General features: G+C 43.5%; 15 protein-coding genes. 14 read left to right on the forward strand and 1 reads right to left on the reverse strand.

Translation table 11 applies throughout. From position 1 onward, the window contains the following. Nucleotides 1–286: 286 nt before the first annotated feature. From OIT90_RS01135 to cydC, 4 genes are read left to right on the forward strand one after another with little or no spacing between them, the layout of a single operon-like run. Nucleotides 287–1,702, forward strand: coding sequence for a cytochrome ubiquinol oxidase subunit I (locus tag OIT90_RS01135; protein ID WP_039182485.1), 1,416 nt, complete (start codon nt 287–289; stop codon nt 1,700–1,702). Continuing rightward, on the forward strand, nt 1,689–2,705 hold the full coding sequence (cydB, locus tag OIT90_RS01140; protein ID WP_039182483.1) for a cytochrome d ubiquinol oxidase subunit II: 1,017 nt from the start codon (nt 1,689–1,691) through the stop codon (nt 2,703–2,705). Before OIT90_RS01135 ends, cydB begins: the two co-directional genes overlap by 14 nt. Continuing rightward, nucleotides 2,705–4,441, forward strand: coding sequence for a thiol reductant ABC exporter subunit CydD (gene cydD / locus OIT90_RS01145; RefSeq protein WP_144468091.1), 1,737 nt, complete (start codon nt 2,705–2,707; stop codon nt 4,439–4,441). Before cydB ends, cydD begins: the two co-directional genes overlap by 1 nt. Continuing rightward, complete coding sequence (gene cydC, locus OIT90_RS01150) at nt 4,431–6,164, forward strand: thiol reductant ABC exporter subunit CydC (RefSeq protein WP_144468089.1); 1,734 nt, start codon at nt 4,431–4,433, stop codon at nt 6,162–6,164. Before cydD ends, cydC begins: the two co-directional genes overlap by 11 nt. Nucleotides 6,165–6,217: 53 nt before the next feature. On the opposite strand, the gene OIT90_RS01155 is transcribed toward cydC, so the two are convergent. After that, nucleotides 6,218–7,228 (reverse strand): pectate lyase family protein, encoded by a 1,011-nt coding sequence (locus OIT90_RS01155; protein WP_428839994.1) that lies wholly within the window; start codon nt 7,226–7,228, stop codon nt 6,218–6,220. Between the two features lie 479 nt (nt 7,229–7,707). Here OIT90_RS01155 and sigY point away from each other — a divergent pair, with 479 nt between their 5' ends. The 10 genes from sigY (at nt 7,708) to celB (ending at nt 16,796) form a co-directional block, all read left to right on the forward strand. Further along, entirely contained in the window at nt 7,708–8,241 is a 534-nt protein-coding gene (gene sigY / locus OIT90_RS01160; protein ID WP_144489833.1) for an RNA polymerase sigma factor SigY, read from the forward strand. Then, on the forward strand, nt 8,238–8,549 hold the full coding sequence (locus OIT90_RS01165) for a YxlC family protein (RefSeq protein WP_144491624.1): 312 nt from the start codon (nt 8,238–8,240) through the stop codon (nt 8,547–8,549). The genes sigY and OIT90_RS01165 overlap by 4 nt, the downstream gene beginning before the upstream one ends. Next, complete coding sequence (locus OIT90_RS01170; protein WP_039182469.1) at nt 8,546–8,758, forward strand: hypothetical protein; 213 nt, start codon at nt 8,546–8,548, stop codon at nt 8,756–8,758. Before OIT90_RS01165 ends, OIT90_RS01170 begins: the two co-directional genes overlap by 4 nt. Before the next feature lie 311 nt (nt 8,759–9,069). Then, nucleotides 9,070–10,440: an NADP-specific glutamate dehydrogenase gene (gene gdhA, locus OIT90_RS01175; protein ID WP_474892172.1), complete on the forward strand. Its 1,371-nt coding sequence runs from the start codon at nt 9,070–9,072 to the stop codon at nt 10,438–10,440. Nucleotides 10,441–10,522: 82 nt separating this feature from the next. Beyond that, a complete protein-coding gene (locus tag OIT90_RS01180; protein WP_223250414.1) occupies nt 10,523–10,636 on the forward strand; it encodes a hypothetical protein in 114 nt (37 codons plus the stop codon). A 121-nt stretch (nt 10,637–10,757) separates the two neighbouring features. Further along, entirely contained in the window at nt 10,758–12,149 is a 1,392-nt protein-coding gene (locus tag OIT90_RS01185; RefSeq protein ID WP_366204215.1) for a copper amine oxidase, read from the forward strand. A 59-nt stretch (nt 12,150–12,208) separates the two neighbouring features. Next, a complete protein-coding gene (locus OIT90_RS01190) occupies nt 12,209–12,820 on the forward strand; it encodes a class F sortase (protein WP_338593464.1) in 612 nt (203 codons plus the stop codon). A 240-nt stretch (nt 12,821–13,060) separates the two neighbouring features. Continuing rightward, nucleotides 13,061–15,004 carry a BglG family transcription antiterminator gene (locus OIT90_RS01195; protein ID WP_058838462.1) on the forward strand — a complete coding sequence of 648 codons (1,944 nt, stop codon included), beginning with the start codon at nt 13,061–13,063 and terminating at the stop codon, nt 15,002–15,004. A 122-nt stretch (nt 15,005–15,126) separates the two neighbouring features. Then, the gene (locus tag OIT90_RS01200) at nt 15,127–15,432 is read left to right on the forward strand and encodes a PTS sugar transporter subunit IIB (protein WP_003214824.1); all 306 of its coding nucleotides are present in this window, start codon (nt 15,127–15,129) and stop codon (nt 15,430–15,432) included. A gap of 14 nt (nt 15,433–15,446) precedes the next feature. Then, a complete protein-coding gene (celB, locus tag OIT90_RS01205; protein WP_024423868.1) occupies nt 15,447–16,796 on the forward strand; it encodes a PTS cellobiose transporter subunit IIC in 1,350 nt (449 codons plus the stop codon). The last annotated feature ends 9 nt before the right edge of the window (nt 16,797–16,805 follow it).

Raw genomic sequence — 16,805 nt, forward strand, 5'->3', positions numbered from 1 at the left:
CTTTTTTTGCGTTTTTTTATTTTCCGTCACATATTGTTGACAAAGTATTCAAATAACTGACACAATACCATCCAATTTTTAGGTAAAATTTACTTTATTTTTGAAGCGTATGGGTGTAAAGTACAGGTATAAATAACTAACCGAATGAAAATCAAGAGTAAAATTTCACCGAGTGAACCATTTCAAATGGACTTTTATTTGTGAAACATTGAACAAATAGTGAACATTTTGTGAAATGGTGAGCATGAATCGTTCGGCATGTGAAAGTAAGGGAGGATGTAAGGCTGTGAGTGAGCTGTTTTTAGCAAGATTTCAATTTGCTTCAACGACATTATTTCATTTTATTTTTGTTCCTATGTCAATAGGTTTGGTGTTTATCGTCGCATTGATGCAGACCCTTTATGTCGTCAAGAAAAAAGACATCTATAAAAAGATGGCGAAGTTTTGGGGTCACCTGTTCTTACTTAACTTTGCAGTAGGTGTGGTAACAGGGATTCTGCAGGAATTCCAGTTTGGGATGAACTGGTCAGATTATTCAAGGTTTGTCGGTGATGTCTTTGGTGCACCGCTTGCCATTGAAGCGCTTTTGGCCTTTTTCCTTGAATCTACATTTATTGGACTTTGGATATTCGGCTGGGATCGTCTGCCGAAGAAAATTCATTTATTGTGCATTTGGCTTGTTTCCCTTGGTACGATCTTTTCGGCGTTTTGGATTTTACTCGCCAACTCATTTATGCAGGAGCCAGTTGGATTTGCCATTAAAAATGGTCGTGCAGAAATGAATGATTTTGGCGCTCTTGTAACGAACCCGCAGCTTTGGGTTGAATTCCCGCACGTTCTGTTTGGTGCACTGGCAACAGGAGCTTTCTTTATTGCAGGAGTTAGTGCCTATAAAATGATTAAAAAGCAAGAAATCGCCTTTTTCAAAAAGTCATTCCAGATTGCGATGGTCCTCGCTTTAATTTCTGGCTTAGGTGTGGCGTTCTCTGGACACGATCAAGCGAAGCATTTAATGAAATCACAGCCAATGAAAATGGCAGCAAGTGAAGCCCTTTGGAAGGATAGTGGAGATCCAGCGGCTTGGACACTATTTGCCAACATTGACACAGATAAAAAAGAAAACTCTGCGGAGATCAATATTCCGTTTGCCTTAAGTTATTTGGCTTATTCGAAGTTCAGCGGGGATGTTCCAGGTATGCTGACACTTCAAAAAGAATATGAAGCCAAGTTTGGTCCCGGGGACTATATTCCGCCAGTGAAAACAACATTCTGGAGCTTTAGAATCATGGTCGGTGCAGGCATGCTGATGATTTTTGCTAGTATGATTGGCTTGTACTTAAGCTTTAGAAAGAAACTTGAAACAAACAAATGGTATTTACGCTTCATGGTATGGATGATTGCGTTCCCGTTTATTGCGAACTCAGCCGGCTGGATCATGACTGAGATCGGGCGTCAGCCTTGGACCGTCTTTGGCATGATGACGACGGCTCAATCGATTTCACCGAACGTATCGTATGGCATGCTGTTATTCTCAGTCATTAGCTTTACGGCGATGTATCTGATTCTTGCTATTGTGCTCGCTTACTTATTCATTCGAGAAATTAAAAAAGGTGCACATTCTGAAGAAGATACAGATCAAAAGGATGAAACGGACCTGTCTACAGATCCATTTGATGGAGGCGCATATCATGGCATATCTTAACGAGATTTGGTTTATTCTTGTCGCAGTATTGTTTGTTGGATTTTTCTTCTTAGAAGGATTTGATTTTGGTGTCGGGATGTCCATGCAGCTGCTTGGAAAGGACGCGCACGAGCGCCGCATTTTAATCAATACGATTGGTCCTTTCTGGGATGCGAATGAGGTCTGGCTGATTACAGCTGGCGGCGCTATTTTCGCTGCATTTCCTCACTGGTATGCCACGATGTTCAGCGGATACTATATTCCGTTTGCGGTTCTCCTCTTAGCGCTCATTGGGCGCGGGGTCGCCTTTGAATTCCGAGGGAAGGTTGAGAAAGCCTCTTGGATCAAGGTGTGGGACTGGGTCATCTTCTTTGGCAGTCTGCTTCCGCCATTTTTACTAGGTGTATTATTCACGAGTATTTTACGCGGGATGCCAATTGATCAAGACATGAACATGTACGCTGGTTTTACGGACTTTGTGAATCTTTATTCAGTGATCGGCGGGGTAGCTGTGACAGTTCTTTGCCTGTTGCATGGCTTGATTTTCGTCACACTTCGTACAGAGGGTGAATTAAGAGATCGTGCAAGAAAACTGGGCCAGCGTGTCCTGCTTATTGCACTCCCTGTTCTTGTTATTTTTGTCGGTGTGTCCATCATAGAAACAGACATTTATACCGTACGCCCGATCATCACCATTCCGTTAACTGTGCTGATTGTGGCTTGTTATATAGCTGCTCTTGTTTTGATGAGAAAAGAACGTGATGGCTGGACATTCTTATTCACAGGCGCAGGCATCATGGTGACGGTGTCCATGCTGTTCACTGCATTGTTCCCGCGCGTCATGATTAGTTCAATCAGCCATTCATTTGATCTCACGATTCAAAACGCTGCATCTGGATCTTATTCACTGACGGTCATGACGATTGTGGCCATTTCTTTGCTGCCCTTTGTGCTTGGGTATCAAATTTGGAGCTATTACGTCTTCCGTAAACGTGTAAGCGGTAAGGAGCCAATGACCTACTAATGGATAAACGTTTGCTTCAACTAAAAGGAATGAGAGGGCTTCTTGCCCTCTTAGGTATTGTGTCACTCATCCAAGGAGCAAGTATTATTTTCCAAGCACAGTGGCTGGCACATGCCATTACAACGCTGTTTGACGGGAAAAGCCTCTCGCAGGCAACGCCATATGTCCTGCTATTTCTTGCTGCCTTTCTTGTGCGGCACGGTCTCACCTTGATTCGGGAGAAGGTCATGTTTACGTACTCTTCCCGAATTGGAGCAGACGTCAGAAAGCAGCTGCTAGACCAACTTTTTCGATTAGGGCCTGCCTTCGCAAAGAAAAAAGGGACAGGAAAGCTTGTCACATTAGCAATGGAAGGAATTGCTCAATACCGTCAGTATTTACAGCTGTTTTTGCCGAAAATGGTGAACATGGCAGTGATTCCGGCAATGGTCCTTATCTATGTGTGGACATTAGATGAAACATCGGCCGTCATTTTAATTGTGACGCTGCCTATTTTAATTATTTTTATGATTTTGCTAGGCCTTGTTGCTCAGCGTAAAGCGGCTAAACAATGGAGATCGTATGAGAAATTATCCAATCATTTTACTGACTCTCTCCGCGGCCTTGAGACGCTTCGTTACTTAGGTATCAGCAAAAAACACTCCCGTAATATTGCGGAGGTGTCAAAGCGATATCGAAAAGCGACCATGAGCACACTGAAGGTCGCCTTTCTGTCATCGTTTGCGCTCGATTTCTTTTCCATGCTATCAATTGCGACCGTCGCTGTTTTTCTTGGCTTGCGATTAATTGAAGGAGAGCTTCTCTTATTGCCGGCTTTGACGGCGCTTATGCTGGCGCCAGAGTATTTCCTGCCGGTACGTGAAGTAGGAAATGATTATCATGCGACGTTAAATGGAAAAGAAGCGAATGAAGCTATGCAGGTCATTTTAGAAGAAAAGGGCTTTCGCACGCAGGAGACACAATCTGTGCAGCTGGACAAGTGGGATGCACAATCCGTGCTCACGCTGCAAGATGTTTGTGTCCAGCATGATGAACATGCCCCTTATTCCATTCAGGATGTAGATCTCATTGTCAAAGGGAAGAAAAAAATCGGCATTATTGGTGCCAGTGGTTCAGGGAAATCGACGTTAACCGATGTCCTCGGCGGCTTTGTTGAACCGTCTTCGGGTCAAATCACGCTAAACGGCCAGCCACTTGTTCATTTACAGATGAAGGAATGGCAAAAGGAAGTTGTCTATATGCCGCAGCATCCCTATTTATTTCACATGACATTAAGAGAAAACATTCGTTTTTATGAACCGAATGCAACAGATGAAGAAGTGGAAAGAGCTGTGCATGAGGCTGGTTTAACTCAGCTTGTCACGCAGCTGCCAAATGGCCTGGATGAGGTCATTGGAGAACAGGGAAGAGGGCTAAGCGGCGGACAGGCGCAAAGAATTGCCCTTGCTCGAACTGTGCTGGGCCAGCGGTCGATTATGCTGTTAGATGAACCAACGGCGCATCTCGATATTGAAACAGAGTATGAATTGAAAAAAACAATGCTTCCACTGTTTGAACATAAACTTGTGTTCTTAGCGACACACAGACTCCATTGGATGCCGGACATGGATGAAATCATTGTCATGGATCAAGGAACCGTCGCAGAAATGGGGACACATGAATCATTAATGCAAAGAAAAGGCGTGTATTATCAATTGGCACAGGAGCAAATGGGGGCGGTCACACATGATCAGTAAAGGCTGGTTTATACCTTATATCAAGGAGAATCGAAAGCTGTTTGCCTTGGTTTTATTTTTAGGAGCCATTGCGGTATTCTCTGCTTCTATGCTGATGTACACGTCGGGCTTTCTCATTTCAAAAGCCGCGACAAGACCTGAGAATATACTCATGGTCTACGTCCCAATCGTGGCTGTACGTACCTTTGGTATTTCGCGCTCTGCTGCCCGCTATGCAGAAAGGCTGGCGAGCCATCAGCTCATTTTGACAATGATTGAAAAAATGCGTGTGCGTCTGTATGACATGGCTGAACGAAGTGCCAAACAGACAAAGCTGGGGACAGGTGAAATGCTTGGTCTCTTGTCAGATGATGTAGAGAGACTGCAGGATGCCTATTTAAAAACCATCTTTCCATCCATCGGTGCACTGCTTTTATATGCCGCATCCATTGGAGCACTTGGCCTTTTCTCATGGCCTTTTGCTGGACTGATGCTGCTTTATATGGCACTCCTCGTATTCGTTTTCCCATACGTCACAGTGCTTGTGAACCGGGCAAGACAAATTCAAATGAAAAAAGGCAGAAATGAACTGTACAGCCATTTAACAGATGCAGTCATGGGCGTTAGTGACTGGCTGTTCAGCGGCAGGCAGAAAGATTTTGTTGATGGTTATGAACAAAAAGAAGCGCAGCTGTTAGCGCTTGAATCAGCCAAGCACCGGTTTATCCGCCTGCGCCAATTTTTTGCACAGCTCTTGATTGGAGGAGCTGTCGTACTTGTCGTGTATTGGAGCGGCTCGGTCGTTCAGTCAGGATCCATGTCACACACCCTGATTGCAGCCTTTGTGCTTGTGCTGTTTCCATTAACAGAAGCCTTTCTTCCGCTGTCAGATGCGGCAGGTGATATCCCTGTCTATCAGCATGCTGTCAGCAGATTACATCATTATGAAAAGCAGTCATATGAAGGAGAAACTGAGAGCGAGGCAATGGATCAGTCAATCCTTTCTCACGATGAAGCTGTCTGTTTCGATCAAGTGTCCTTTCGGTATGACACGCATCAATATGTACTTCAAGACCTGTCCTTTTCTCTGAAGCAAGGGGAATCACTCGCACTATTAGGAAAAAGCGGTGCAGGCAAATCGACCATTTTAAAATTGTTAGAAGGGGCAGTCGTTCCAAATCAAGGAGCTGTCAGTATTCAAGGAAAACCGGTTCAAAGCATTCAAGAGAATGTGTCTGCCTATGTGTCTGTGCTCAATCAACAGCCTTATTTATTTGATACGACTGTTTTAAACAATATTCGTTTAGGATCTCCAGAGGCGACAGAAGAGCAGGTAAAAGAAGCAGCTAGACAAGTGCAGCTGCATGATTACATCGAGTCTTTGCCAGAAGGTTATCACACAGGTGTTCAGGAGACAGGGGTTCGATTTTCAGGTGGAGAAAGACAGCGTATGGCATTAGCTCGGATTTTGCTGCAGGATACGCCGGTTGTTGTATTAGATGAACCGACCGTCGGGCTTGATCCACGGACAGAGCGTGAATTGCTTGAAACCATCTTCCGTGTGTTAAAAGGGAAAACAGTTATTTGGATAACCCATCATCTGACCGGCTGTGAGGCGTGTGACCGCATCATGTTTATTGAAGGCGGACGCATTGAGATGCAGGGTCAGCATCAGGTTTTACTAAAAGAAAACAAGCGTTATCAAAAGCTGTATGAAATGGATCGTCCTTTTTCTACAATCTAAATGAAATGACAAAAACGTTCGGACAGGAAATCTCTGCCCGAACGTTTTGTGGTTTAAGGGTTTACTTTACCAACACCTGTATTTGAGATCACTTCTGATTTCACATTGTTCACGTTAAGCAAAGAGTAGTTATAAGGAGGGTTATACGTACCTGTTGAAGATGTTGGCAGACTGCCTGTGCTGTTAATATAAGAGTTGTTGATGACATGCCATGTTCCTACTTGACGGCTGTCCCAGCTTCCAATGGCATTATTGGTGTTTTCAAATACGTTGTGTTCAATTCTCATCTTTGCGCCCATACGTGAGTTAATCGCTGTTGCCAAGATGCCTTTGTAATAGTTGTTATAGACATGTCCTTCCCCGAAGCGCATAGACGGTACACGAGAGTTCAGGTTTTCAAAACGGTTGTTGTGGAACGTAATTTTTCGATTGTAGTTATCGTTATCGGAGCTGCCCATGAGCATTGTTTTCCAGCTGTCATGTACATAGTTCCACGAGAAGGTAATATAGTCAGAGTCATTTTTCACATCAAATAAACCATCGTAGTCATCCTTCCCAGAATTCAATGTGTTGTACAGTTCATTATGGTCGACCCATATGTTTTTAGAACCGCCTTCGATCCCGATCGCATCTTTGTCACCGATTTTGCTGTGGTGGATTTTCAAGTTGCGGATGATGATGTTATTGGCACGCCATACTTTAATACCAATCCCATTAAATTCGCCGTTCGTCCCTTTACCGACGATCGAAACATTATTTGTATCTTTCACATCGATTTTATTGGCTGATGTATTAGAAGGGGTAATCGTCCCGTCTACTACAATTTTTAATTTTTCGTTTGTTCCTTTATTTTTGAGGGCAGCCAATAATTCATTTCCAGTCTTGACTGTGACGGTTTTACCGCCCTCACCGCCTGTTGTGCCGCCATTTAATGTGGAGAAGCCTTGTTGATTAAAGTTGGCCATAATAGAAGGGCTTTCTGGGTATTTGGCTGCTGCCTTTGCCTCCCCGTTTGGTGCAAATAATGAAGTGACGAGACCAACAGCTAATACACCGGCTAACATTGGAACTTTTCTCTTCAAAGTCAACATCTCCATTCTTTATTTTGTTTTAATGAAAACGTTTCCAAAATAAGCTGTGATTCACCCAAACCTCCTTCCTTCACAAGCATCGCCTCATTTGGAATGTAGGAAGAGCATAGCATGCAAAAAGGTATCATCGGCTAAGGATAGGCGCAGCGTATTCCATGATTTTCTAGGAAGCTAAGCCAATGATTATTTTATTTCATCTTCATGAGATAAGGACCATTGTCGATAGGTATGTGGATGACATCATGATTATGGAGAGGAGGCTCTTCATTTGCTAGAAAATCAAAACGCATCATTTTGTTAGAGAAGAAGGAATGCCATAATCATTACATAAGAAAAAATGGCATATAAAATGGGTTTCATAGAAGTTATGCTAAAAAATAAGGTCTATTTTAAACGGTATTGTCATTCGTGTCGTCTCATGAGTAAGAGAAGAAAAGGAAGGAGGGACGTGTTTGGAGCAGACAGAAGAGACATTATTGATTCAGCGGGCAAAACAGGGCGATGATACTGCGTTTACAGCCCTTTATCGGCATCATTATTCCTTTCTTTACCGATATATGTTGAAGCTGACCCTTCAACAAGAGCTGGCAGAGGAAATCATGCAAGAAACGATGCTGAAAGCGTATATGAAACTTTCTTCATTTAGAGGAGATGCCTTATTTTCAACCTGGCTCATTTCGATTGCATCTAGGCAATTTTTAGATCACCAGAAGAAAAGAAAACGTGAACAATTGAGAGAAGGAAAAGCGAATCAGGAGGCCATACGCCGTTTCAAATGGAACGTTCAGCAAAAGGGGAACACATGGCATGACATGTGGGATGCTTTAAATGAATTAAAGGCTCAGGAGCGAGCACCCATTATTCTGCACTATTATTATGGCTTTACCTACCCAGAAATGGCTTCAATGCTCGGAATGAGAGAAGGCACTGTGAAATCGAGGGTTCATCATGGATTAAAGAAAATTCGAAAGGAGTGGGATGTATGAAGGAAGATCGTTTGACCGAACGTTTAAAAGAAGAGCTGCAGCAGCTAGATGAACAAATTGAAGTGAAACAGCCAAGTGAGCAGGCTGTCATGATGATGTTGAAACAGGCGAAGGAACAAGAGAAAAGGCGTTTTAAACAAGAAGTGCTGGCATACGTTTTGATCAGTTTGACCATTCTGGCACTCTTTGCAGCTGCCATTACCCATTTGCCTATCATCTTCATTCTTCTCCAAATAGTGAGCATACCCATCTGCTTTATTGTTGGCTACAAGGAATATCAACATATCAAAGGAGGGTCTTCCTTATGAGTCAGACAGAAATGATCATCTTATTGTGCGTCTTGCCGTTATTGTTTGCACAGGGCTTTCTTTTATTTATGGATGCAAAGAAAAGAGGGCGTTACAAGTGGTTCTGGGGTATTGTCGGTCTCATTAACTTTCCATCGTCTTCTATTTTATATTGGCTTTGTGTCGTGCTACCTGATCGAAAAAGAGGCGGGAAGCTCCGAAAAGATTGAGTGCATCCGATCAAACTTTTGACCCTTTTTTCGTTGGAAAACAAGCTAGAAATTCATCATGATTCATGTATTTGTCAAAGAAAACGGGATGAGAAACATCCGCTTGTTCGTTTCTAGCACATTAGTCATTCCTTGAGCGCTTATTTTTAAAGTCAATTGCTGCGGCTGCTTGATCTATCTCAATTCGGCATCATTTTCATCTGTTATCAATATTGATCAGATTTTACAATTGGTGTTAAATTAATCTCAATATGCGTTAGAAAATCTAACAATTAAAAGTGTGGAGATATCTACAAGGAGGCAGATGCGACATGTTGACCTTAGATCGAGCAGCACAAACAGCACAAAGCTACATCCACCGTGTGTTAGAAGAGGTGGAAAAACGAAATCCCGGCGAGGAGGAATTCCAGCAAGCGGTAAAAGAAATTCTGGAATCACTCGTCCCAGTTTTTGCGAAGCATCCAGAGTATGAAAAACAGGGCATTTTAGAACGGCTCATTGAACCTGAGCGGCTTGTGATATTTCGAGTGCCATGGGTAGACGATGAGGGCAAAGTACAAGTCAATCGAGGGTTTAGGGTTCAATTCAATAGTGCCATCGGTCCTTATAAAGGAGGAATTCGTTTCCATCCAACCGTCAATGCAAGCATTATCAAGTTTTTAGGGTTTGAACAAATCTTTAAAAACGCACTGACTGGTATGCCGATCGGTGGAGGGAAAGGCGGATCGGATTTTGACCCTAAAGGAAAATCTGATGGAGAAATCATGCGTTTCGTTCAAAGCTTTATGAGTGAACTCGGCCGATATATTGGACCTGATCAAGATGTGCCAGCAGGTGATATTGGTGTAGGAGCACGCGAAATTGGCTATATGTTCGGACAGTATAAGAAAATGCGCGGTGCTTATGAAGCGGGTGTACTCACGGGGAAAAGCCCTGGATTCGGAGGCAGCTTAGCGAGAAAAGAGGCGACAGGCTACGGACTGGTGTACTTCATGGAGGAAATGCTGAAAGCACATGGGCTCCAATTTGAAGGGCGTTCAGTTGTTGTGTCGGGCTCAGGAAATGTGTCTATTTATGCAATGGAAAAGGTAATGGAATTAGGCGGTAAGGTTGTGGCTTGCAGTGATTCAAGCGGAGCGATTTATGATCCTCAAGGGATTTCACTTGAGACCATCAAACAGTTGAAGGAAGTCGAGAATCAGCGGATTGGGGCATACATAGACATTCACCCGCATGCTGAATTAATTGAAGATTGCGAACAAATTTGGTCCGTTCCTTGTGATATTGCGCTGCCATGTGCAACACAAAATGAAATATCGGAGGCGCAGGCACAGCAGCTTGTGGCAAATGGTGTCATCGCTGTTGGAGAAGGAGCCAATATGCCGTCCACTCTTAAGGCGGTCAAAGTATTTGAAGAGAATCGTATTTTGTTTGCGCCGGCAAAAGCGGCGAATGCTGGTGGAGTAGGTGTCTCAGCACTGGAAATGGCGCAAAACAGTGCAAGAATGTCTTGGACATTTGAAGAAGTAGATGATCAGCTGAAACAAATGATGCAGTCTATTTATCGTCAGTGTACAGAGACAGCGGACGAATATGGACACTCAGGGAACATCATGGTTGGAGCAAATATTGCAGGATTTCGTAAGGTGGCGGATGCCATGATCGCACAAGGCGTGATTTAACTCCTGCTCTCCCGCACCTGTTTATTTCATGACAAGATGGGGAATCGTCCTTTAAGAATGACAATAAGGAGGCGCGGGAGAAATGAAAAAATGGCTGAAACAAATTGTCAAATGGGCACCTGTGATTTATCCAGTGGTGAGGAAAATATATAAAGAGCGAAAAGCATCTAAACGTCGTAACGTATCAGCCGGATAATCCGGCTTTTTTTATGCAAACATACAGATCCTGTGTTGTAAAAAAATAATAGAATCGAATGATCCATTTCATCCCTCTCTCCGTTAAGTACATAACAAACGGAAAGAGGAGGAAATAAAAGATGAACATGAAGAAAGCAATGTTAACCATTCCACTGAGCGCAGCGTTACTATTCCCAGCGGCTCATAGCGCAAGTGCACACGAAGGACATATGCATGGGGAGGCGAAGAAGACGTCTTCGTCACAAGAGGTATCAAATAAAGCAACAGATCTTCGAGCAGCACTAGATCAGCTGTTTTCAGAGCATGCCTATTTAGCGGTGATCACGATGCAAAAAGGAATTGACGGCAGTAAAGACTTCGATCAAGCAGCGGCGGCTTTAAATGACAACACGAATGACTTATCAGATGCAATAGCCTCTGTGTATGGTAAAAAAGCAGGCAAACAATTCAAAGACATTTGGTCAAGTCATATCGGCTACTTTGTTGACTATGTACAAGCCACAGCGAAAAAAGATGATGCAGGTAAAAAGAAAGCGATCAAGCAGCTTGACCAATATCGAATGAAACAAGCCGATATGCTCGATCAAGCAACAGACGGCAGACTGAAAGCAAGTGAGCTTGAAGAAGGCTTGAAGATGCATGTGAACGAACTGTTAAAAGCGTTTGATAGCTATAATGAAAAGGATTTTGATACGACCTATGAAACAGTGAGAAAATCCATTCATCATATGTTTGAGGTAGGAAAAGGCGTGTCATGGGCCATCACAGATCAATTTCCTGGGAAATTTGATCAAAAGTCAGTGGATACACCAGCAGCGGATCTACGTGAAGATTTAAACTACTTGTTTTCAGAGCATTTGGCACTCGCAGTAGTTGCCATGCAAAAAGGAAATGATGGCAGTAAAGACTTTAAGCAAGCAGCAGCGGCTTTAAATGAAAACACAAATGATTTATCTGCTGCAATTGCATCTGTTTATGGTAAGGATGCAGGCAAACAATTCAAAGACATTTGGTCAAGCCATATCGGTTACTTAGTTGATTATGTCAAAGCGGATGCATCAGGGGATCATCAAGCAAAAGAAAAGGCTGTAAAAGATTTAGATGCGTATCGAATGAAGCAAGCGAAATTCCTAGATCAAGCGACAGATGGACGTTTGAAGGCAGCTGATTTAGAAGCTGGTTTGAAAACACATATTGATGAGCTGATCAAAACGTATACGTCTTACCATAATGGCGAATATGATCAGCTTTATCCGACAGTGAGAGAGGCTTATGGTCATATGTTCATGGTTGGTCAGGATGTCGCAGCAGCGATTGTTGATCAGCATCCTGAGCTGTTCAAATCGAACATGCCTAATGAAATGCCGAAAACAGGTATGGGGGGCACAGCAGGTCCTTTAGGCATGTCCTATGAAGCATTTGCGGGAATGATCGCAAGTTTGATCCTCGCAGGCGGCGTGGCAGGTGCATTCTTCCTTAATCGCCGTAAGGCATCAAATTCTAACTCATAAAGACAGACGGGAACGTGCACAATCGTGCCGTTCCTTTCTTCAAAAGGAGGCCGGCTTAGATGAAGAATTGGCTGCTCAGCATTCTTTCATTTCTCATCATCACAGGCTGTTCATCACAGTCAATGGATGAATCGTCATCCTCAAAAAACATATCAGCTTCTAAGGAAATGACCACACATCAAGCTGAGAAACAGAACCACTCACACGATACATTAAAAGACGAGCCATCTGGTATAGTACCAGCTGAAATCGCCATTCCCGCTATTGATGTCAAAGCAAAAGTGGAGAAAACAGCTTTATTAAAGGATGGCAGTATGGGTGTCCCTCAGGATACAGACAACACGGCTTGGTTTGAAGATGGTCCAAAACCGGGGGATAAAGGGAATGCCGTCATGAATGGCCATGTAGATAATAAATGGGGGCCATCGGTATTTTATCGATTAAAGGAGCTAAAAAAGGGTGACAAGGTGATCGTCACGTCCTCATCGGGAAAAAAGCGAACCTTTGAAGTCATAAAAGTAAGAAGCTATCCGCGTGAGGAGAAGCCCAATGCGTTTTTTGGATACGCTTTTACACGGAATCTCAATTTAATCACTTGTACAGGGACATTTGATCATGCAGCAGGCACGCATGAAAAAAGATTGGTTGTCTTTACCCAGATGATCTCTTGATAAACAAGGCGGATACACGATGGTGTACGCCTTTTTTTCGTGGTTTTCGCAAGTATCTTTCAAAAAGATTCATAGGACATTAGATATGGTTAGTTGTATAAATAGGGGCATTTGTCATATAAATGAGTTGGCAATTTTTATTTCTTTTCAGTAGAATATGAGTAATGAAGAGAACTGCAAGCGTATACAACCTGTCCAGACAAGGCAGATTCTCCACCCCTACATAAGGAGGCCGATCTGATGCTGAGTAAAAGACTGGCGCACATCTTAAGTCAGCTCATGGCAGCTGAGACCCCGCTCACAAGCGCTGCACTATCTGCCAGTTTACAAGTGACAAGCCGCACCATTCGTACAGACATAAAGGAACTGAACGACCGTCTTGCCCCTTATCAAGCAGCTGTAACAGCTGTAAGAGGAGCTGGCTATGAGCTGTTGATCAACGATGAGAATGCCTTTCGCCGTTTTATGAAGGAGGAGGTTGAGCAGGAAGAGCCGCTTGCTGTGCTGCCAGAGGAGCGAGTTCGGTTTATTTTAAAAAGGCTTCTTTTGGCAGAATCCTATGTGAAGCTGGAGGATTTACAGGAGCAGCTGTTTATTAGTAAATCGACGATGAGCAACGATGTGAAATCGGTCAAACGTAAGCTGGAGCCCTTTGATCTGAAGCTGGAAGCGAAGCCGAGCAAAGGCTGCCGGATCAAGGGATCAGAGATGAAAATTCGTTATTGCATGTCAGAATATTTATTCAATGAACGTCGTTCTTATCAAACGATGCTGAATACAGCGGTCACCATTTTGCCAAAGCATGAACTCGAATTGCTTCAGAAAACAATGATAGATTATATCAATGAGGAAGGCATGAATCTATCAGACATTTGCATGAATAATTTAATCGTTCATGTTGCTATTGCCTGCAAACGAATTAGACACGGAAACTATGTATCTGTTCTTCCAGAGGAAATCAGCGAAATTCCGCGGGCAAAAGAATACAAGGTCGCTAAAAAAATGGTGGAGCGTCTTGAAGGGCTGCTGGATGTCTCATTTCCACAAGAGGAAATCGTCTATATCACCATTCATTTACTAGGAACAGCCAAAATGGTACAGTCCTTTTCCTCGAGCGGTCAAAAACAAATTGTCGATGATGACACGAGTCGGCTTGTACAGCTCATGCTGAAGGCCATTGATCAAAAATTGCAGCTTGATTTAGCCGGCGATACGGAACTAATGATTGGTTTGAGTCTGCACTTAAAGCCTGCCATCAACCGATGTAAATATGGAATGAACTTAAGAAATCCGATGCTTGATGAAATAAAAGCGGGGTATCCACTTGCCTTTGAAGCGGGGATTATCGCCAGCAGGGTCCTTGAAGAAGAGGAGGGACTGAGTATTCATGAGAATGAAATCGGATATATGGCGCTTCATTTTGGTGCGGCTTTAGAGCGGAGGAAAATGGAGATCCCGCCGAAGCGGTGTCTCATTGTCTGTGCGTCTGGTGCAGGGAGTGCAAGGCTGCTGCAGGATCGTTTGCGGTCTCAATTTGGGTCAAAGCTGACCATTTTAGGAACAGCAGAGCTATATTCGCTTCCGCATGTCTCTTTACATGCACTGGATTTGATTATTACAACCATTCCAATTCATATGGAATTACCGGTTCCAGTCATTCAAGTGAACACCATTTTGGGAGGCGGCGATTTTTTAAAAATTGAAGAAGCCCTGACGAGTGAAACAAGGGTGACATTGGCCTCGCAATATATGAAAAAGGAATTGGTTTTTACAAAACGCGCCTTTCACACAAAAGAAGAGGTCATCACCTTTTTAACGCAAAAAGTCATCGATATGGGGTTAGCGCCAGCTGAGCTCACACCATCTGTCATGGAAAGAGAAGAGGCTGCCCCTACCTCTTTTGGACATTATACGGCGATTCCGCACCCGATGACGCCGCTGACAGATGAGACGTTTTGGGCGATATGTACATTAGAAAAACCAATCATTTGGGGAGAGAAAAAGGTTCAATTTGTCTGCCTGCTTTGTGTCGAAAAAGAGAATGCCAAAGATTTAAAAGGCATGTACCGCCTGCTGGGGGAGCTTGTGCATAATGTGAAATTCATTCAGCACCTGATCGCCTGTGATACATTTGAAGACATGCTTGATATCATGTATAAAAAGGCTCCTTCGTACAAGAACTAACTGTGTGATATTAACTTTTTCCGCTTCCTAAAGGAAAAAGTATGGGTGTTTATGAAAGCGGTTTCATAATATGATGAATGTGTAAAGAATAGCTTCACACTTTGAAAAGGGGGCGTTTACACATGAATATCTTATTGGTTTGCGCAGCAGGTATGTCCACAAGCTTACTTGTCACAAAAATGGAGAAAAGCGCACAAGAACAAGGAAAAGATTATCGTATTTGGGCAGTATCTGGAGATTCTGCGAAAAATCATATTGATCAAGCCGATGTGCTTTTATTAGGACCTCAGGTTCGATATTTATTACCGCAAATGAAAAAGCTTGGAGAAGAAAAAGGAATACCAGTAGACGTAATTAATACCGTGCATTATGGCGTATGTAATGGCGCCGAGGTTTTAAAATCTGCTGAACAGCTAGTGAACGGATAAAGGGGGCGGAGGGGATGAATGGATTCAACCGATTTCTAGAAGAGAAGGTCATGCCGTTTGCAGGGAAGATTGCCGCTCAAAGACATTTACAAGCATTGCGTGACGGAATTGTTTTAACCATGCCTCTCATTATTGTCGGTTCACTGTTTCTCATTTTAGCCAACCTTCCGATCCCAGGATACAGCGATTTTATGGCAAGTATCTTCGGAGCAGAATGGGCCACGAAACTATCCTATCCTGTTAATGCAACCTTTGACATTATGGCACTTGTTGCGACCTTCGGGATTGCTTACAGGCTAGCTGAAAAGTATGCCGTTGATGCACTATCATCTGGTGCGATCGCTGTTGCGGCTTTCCTGTTGGCTACTCCATATCAAGTACCTTTCACACCTGAAGGCTCAACAGAAGCTATCCTAGTGGGCGGAGGCATTCCTGTCACACTGATGGGCAGTAAAGGCTTATTCGTTGCCATGATTATTGCCATGCTTTCAACCGAAATTTACCGCTTTATTGTACAGCGGAACATCGTCATCAAAATGCCTGATGGTGTACCGCCAGCAGTCAGTAAATCGTTTATTGCACTTATTCCAGGTTTTGTGGTCATCACGCTGATCTGGGTCGCTAGACTTGTGATTGAGATGACACCTTTTGAGAGTATTCATAATATCATCACGGTCTTAATTGGTACACCGCTTTCCATTCTTGGTGGCAGCTTAGGCGGCAGTATCGTTGCGATGGGTGTGCAAATGCTCCTATGGGCATGTGGTATTCACGGAGCAACCATTGTCGGGGGCGTCATGGGGCCAATTTGGCTCGGTGCAATGGATGAGAACCGTCTTGCATTCCAAGCAGGAGAAGTGCTGCCGAATATTTTCACAGCGCAGTTCTTTGAAATCTTCATCAACGTCGGCGGAAGCGGTGCAACGCTTGCTTTGGTGCTGACCATGATCTTACGTGCCAGAAGTAAACAAATGAAACAGCTTGGCCGCCTTGCCATTGGGCCAGCCATCTTTAACATCAACGAACCGATCATTTTTGGAATGCCGATTGTGATGAACCCAATGCTTCTCATTCCATTTATCCTTACGCCAATCATGATGATCATCACCACATATATCGGAATGAGCACAGGCCTTGTGGCAAAACCGGCAGGGATTGCTGTCCCATGGACCATGCCGCCAATCATTTCAGGCTATCTCGCCACAGGAGGTAAAATCTCTGGTGCTGTCATGCAGCTGATTAACCTTGCGTTGTCATTTGCTCTATACTACCCATTCTTTAGAATGTGGGATAAGCAGAAATTGAAAGAAGAAAGTGAGCTAGAAACAAAAGCATCAACTGATGAAAATGTCGTCAGCATGTAATAGAGGGAA

This window comes from Bacillus sp. ABR (assembly GCF_056172715.1).